6 protein-coding genes are annotated in these 3,894 nt (G+C 71.4%); 4 read left to right on the top strand and 2 right to left on the bottom strand.

Annotated elements, in window-relative coordinates; translation table 11 throughout:
* From VNM44_RS16825 to VNM44_RS16810, 4 genes are all read left to right on the top strand, one after another.
* Positions 1 to 485: GNAT family N-acetyltransferase (locus VNM44_RS16825; protein ID WP_325627443.1), on the top strand; the 485-nt coding region annotated here is incomplete at its 5' end.
* A gap of 212 nt (positions 486 to 697) precedes the next feature.
* Positions 698 to 892: a hypothetical protein gene (locus tag VNM44_RS16820; RefSeq protein ID WP_325627441.1), complete on the top strand. Its 195-nt coding sequence runs from the start codon at positions 698 to 700 to the stop codon at positions 890 to 892.
* Between the two features lie 31 nt (positions 893 to 923).
* The gene (locus VNM44_RS16815; protein ID WP_325627439.1) at positions 924 to 1,313 is read left to right on the top strand and encodes a VOC family protein; all 390 of its coding nucleotides are present in this window, start codon (positions 924 to 926) and stop codon (positions 1,311 to 1,313) included.
* The gene (locus VNM44_RS16810; protein WP_325627437.1) at positions 1,310 to 1,705 is read left to right on the top strand and encodes a heme-binding protein; all 396 of its coding nucleotides are present in this window, start codon (positions 1,310 to 1,312) and stop codon (positions 1,703 to 1,705) included. Before VNM44_RS16815 ends, VNM44_RS16810 begins: the two co-directional genes overlap by 4 nt.
* A gap of 21 nt (positions 1,706 to 1,726) precedes the next feature.
* Here VNM44_RS16810 and VNM44_RS16805 read toward each other — a convergent pair whose 3' ends face one another.
* Together VNM44_RS16805 and VNM44_RS16800 are read right to left on the bottom strand one after the other, a co-directional pair.
* On the bottom strand, positions 1,727 to 2,506 hold the full coding sequence (locus VNM44_RS16805; RefSeq protein WP_325627435.1) for a hypothetical protein: 780 nt from the start codon (positions 2,504 to 2,506) through the stop codon (positions 1,727 to 1,729).
* Complete coding sequence (locus VNM44_RS16800; RefSeq protein ID WP_325627433.1) at positions 2,503 to 3,600, bottom strand: lamin tail domain-containing protein; 1,098 nt, start codon at positions 3,598 to 3,600, stop codon at positions 2,503 to 2,505. The genes VNM44_RS16805 and VNM44_RS16800 overlap by 4 nt, the downstream gene beginning before the upstream one ends.
* Positions 3,601 to 3,894 lie beyond the last annotated feature (294 nt).

Genomic DNA, 3,894 nt, shown 5'->3' with positions numbered 1-3,894 from the left:
AGATTCGTCGGTTCGTCGAGCAGGACCTCGACGCCGTCATCGCGTTCTCGCTACGCGCGTGGGAACCCGTCTTCGCGTCGGTCCGTGACGCGCTCGGCGACGCGGTCTTTCTTCGCCTGCATCCCGACTGGAAGGCCGATCAGGCCGAGGCGATACGGTCGATCTGCACGAACGTCGAACGCGACGTATTCGTCGGCGTCGCGGATGGCCGTCCGGTCAGCTTTGTCGGGGTCGTCCTGAATGCGTTCCACGATCGCATGGGCGCGATCGAGATCATCGGCGTCGATCCGGACTTTCAGCGACGAGGTATCGGCGCGCGTCTGACGACGTTCGCTCTCGACTACCTAGCGCGTCAGGGGATGGACATCGCAGTCGTCGAGACCGGCGGCGATCCGGGTCACGCGCCGGCGCGGACGATGTACGGCGAAACCGGATTCACTCTTCTACCGATCGCCCGGTACTTCCAACTGCTCGACCCCGGGTGAGAGATCCCAGCCGCCGTCTACCTCGCCCTCGCGCTGCTCGGTTGTCGAGAGCTCGATCCTGTTCGGGTTGCCGCTCAGGGGTGTTGGGCCCGAGAAGGGTCTTTCCCGAACAATCGGCGGCTTCCGACATCGACGCGGCCTCGTGCACTACGAGGGGATGGGGTCACGCGCGAGCTCGCCGTCGACGTCACAGCGGCGTAGAGTTCGCTGAGATGAAGGCTGCGTGGCAAGGTCGCATGACCCAGACTCTCGCCAGGTACGGCGAGCAGGCACCGATGGCTGCGACCTGCTGCAATGCTTGCCGCACCTGCGTCCAGACGAACCTGATCGCCGGCGCCCTCGCCGCCGCGCTCGCCGCGGGAGCGGGCATCGTCTCGCTCGGCAAGCGCATTTTCCGCGTTGCCTGACCCCGGTGGGTCCCAGGCGCGCGGCTCGAGGGTGAGAGTGGGCTCGATCCTCGTTCGCTGCGTGCGGTTCGACGAGCTTGTCGCGTTCTGGCAGGCGGCGCTCGGGTACGTCCCCCGCGACCCGCCGGAAGACGGCTGGGTCGTCCTCGCCGACCCGACGGGTGCCGGCCCGAACATCTCGCTCGATCGCGTCGAGCAGGAACGACTGCCGCCCCTCGGCGAGCTGAGCCGCGTGCATCTCGACCTGTACACCTCGGACCAGCAGGGCGAGGTCGAGCGGCTGCTCGCCCTCGGCGCGACCCCTTTCCCGCGCGAGTACGGTCCGGACGACGACTTCGTCGTCCTCGTCGACCCTGACGGGAACCGCTTCTGCGTCGTGTCGAAAGCGGATGATCCGCAGACCGCGACCGGCGTCGCGTGACGCACGAGCAGGCACTCGCGGCGATCCGCGCCACGGTCGAGGCGGCACCGAGCCCGCTGTCCATTGCCGTCGTCGACGACCACGGCGAGCTCGTTGCGTGCCTCGCAATGGACGACGCCGCGCGCGACACGCTCGAGAACGCACGCCGCAAGGCGTACACCGCGGCCCGGAGCGACGCGACGTCGACGCGAGTGCTGGCCGAGAAGGTGGGCTCGACGCCCACAGAGCTCGCGAGCTTCGACCCGCAGTTCTCCTTCTTCCACGGCGGCGTGGCCGCATTCGCCGGCGGTCGCCGCGTTGGCGCCGTCGGCGTCAGCGGCCTTCCCGGAGCCGAGGACGAGCGCCTCGCGATCGCCGCGATCGCAGCGGCGGGCCTCGAGCCGCCCGCATGAACCCGGGGCTCCGCGGCGCCGTCACAGCTTGACCCGAAAGCTCCGGCCGACTGCCGGCCCGCCGTCCGCGGCCGTGATCTCGACGCGCACGGTCGTCCAACCTCGTTCGCCGGTGCCGTAGCGCGCCGCCAGCACACCGTTCGTCCGCGGCCGCAGGTCACGCGGCTCGGTCGCGAGCGCCTTCCGCGTTCCCCCACGCAGGAGCGAGATCTGTACCCGGCGACGCGTCAGGCTCTCGGTCACGTTGCCTCTGTTGACGACGAGAACCTCCAGTACGCGCGCACCGCGCGCCGGCGCCCGTCGGACGCGAAGCCCTCCGAGCGCGAGCCGTCGCACGACGCGGCCCGGGGCGCGGACGACCACGACGACGCCCACCCTCAGGCGCACCGCGACTGCTGCGCTTCGCCGGGGGCGTGTCGTGAGGAGCACGAGCGCGTCGTGGTCGCCCGGCTCGACGCGCGCGGGCAGACGAGACACGACCGTCAGCGCGCGGCTCGAGCCCGGTGCGAGGACGAAGCGGCCGGGCTGCATCGTGAGCCACGACGCAGCGGTGCGCCTTCCCCGGTGCGCGACGATCTTCGGCCGTCCGCGGAGGTCGAGCGAGAACCCTGCGCGAGCGGCCTCGACGACGAGGGGGCTCGTCCCGGGATTGGCGACACGGATGATCGCCCGGCCGGAGCCCGCGATCGAGACCTTCGCCGGCGTCGCCGTCAGCGCGAGCGGTGGCCGCGCCGCGCCCGCGCCCGCCGAAGCGGGCACGAGCACGAGCGCGGCCAGGAGAAGGCCTGCGGCGCGTCTCATCGACCGATCACCGTGAAGGTGACGGTCGCCGTGTAGTGGCCCGCCGGGACGACCGGCAGCGGCGAGACGAACCCGAGCCGCGTGTCCCAGACGTCTCCGGCCGCCGCGCTTCGTGCGGCCGTCGTCCCGACGAGGAGGTCGGCCGCCGGAGGAACCGGGATCGCGGCCATCGTTCCACCTGCCAGGCCGCCTCCGATCTGGCCGCCGGTCGGGGCCGTGCCCGCGATCCCGAGCGGCAGGTCGGCGGGTTGGAAGGCGGTGCGATGGACGCTCACGGCGTAGCCCGCGGCGTTGTTGCTGACGACCGTCACCCGTTCGGAGACCGGCGGCGGCGTCACACCCGTCGTCGCGTTCCCGAAGCTCACGCTCGACCGCTCGAGCGCGATCGAGAGAACTGCCTGGATGTCGACGTCGACGGTCGCGTTCTGCGAGGCCCCTCCGGTCGGGGGCGGCTGCGTGCCACATGTCGCCAGGGGGCTCGACGTGTTGCGCGGCGCCGGCGTCTCGGCCGTGAAGTCCGTCGCGTTCGCGTCGGTGTCCGTGCAGCCGGCGCTCGCCCGTGTCGCCGCTGTCGTGTTGTCGATGGCGGGCGCCGCTGCACTCCCTTCGTAGTCCGAAGCCGTCCCGTAGCCGACGAGGTCGGCGACGGACGAGACCGCCGAGCAACTGCCTGCGGTTGCGCCGCAGGCGAGCGCCGTCGCATCGCGCACGATTGCGATCTTCCCGCCCGAGACGGCGAGATTCGTCGTGCCGGTCGCGTCGGGCGTCGGCAGGGCGGCGCCCACCGCCGCGGCCGACGCGAGTTGGACGAGGTAGTGCCGTCCGGGGGCGATCGACCCGGTCAGCGCGGTCGCCTGCCAGGTCGATCCGGATGCGGACGCGTACTGGACGGTCCAGCCGCTCACGTCGACGGCGGTCGAGCCGCGGTTGAAGAGCTCGACGAAGTCGTTCGTGAAGGGCGCGCCCGCGTTGCCGCCGCCGGCGAAGACCTGGCTGACGACGACGTCGGGCGACGCGCTGCGGGCGGCCGGCACTGCGAGCACGCCGCCGGCGAGGAGAAGAGTGAAGAGGACGAGGGCCAGGGCTCGAGGCATGGTGACTCCGATCGGTGAGGAGAAACGGACTCCATCCGTCATACCGCGTTGTCAATCTGGGCGAAAGGGGCCCAGGCCTCATTGGCACACTTTCGGCACACCTTCGCCGCTCTCTGTGCCGGACGTCTTCCGCTTCCGCCGTCCCTAGGCTTCGGCGGCAGGCGAGCCGACTAGAATGGCGAACATGACGCTGGCGACCGACGACCCGCTGAGTCCCCGTGCCGAGCCTGCCCCGCATCCGCAGGAGCATCCGCTCGCGCCCCGGCGCGGACGTCGTCGCACGCGCCCCGCAGG

This window comes from Gaiella sp., assembly GCF_035558935.1.
Classification (GTDB): Bacteria; Actinomycetota; Thermoleophilia; order Gaiellales; family Gaiellaceae; genus Gaiella.
The sequence above is the reverse complement of the archived record's forward strand: the minus strand, read 5'-3'. Positions and strand labels throughout refer to the sequence as shown.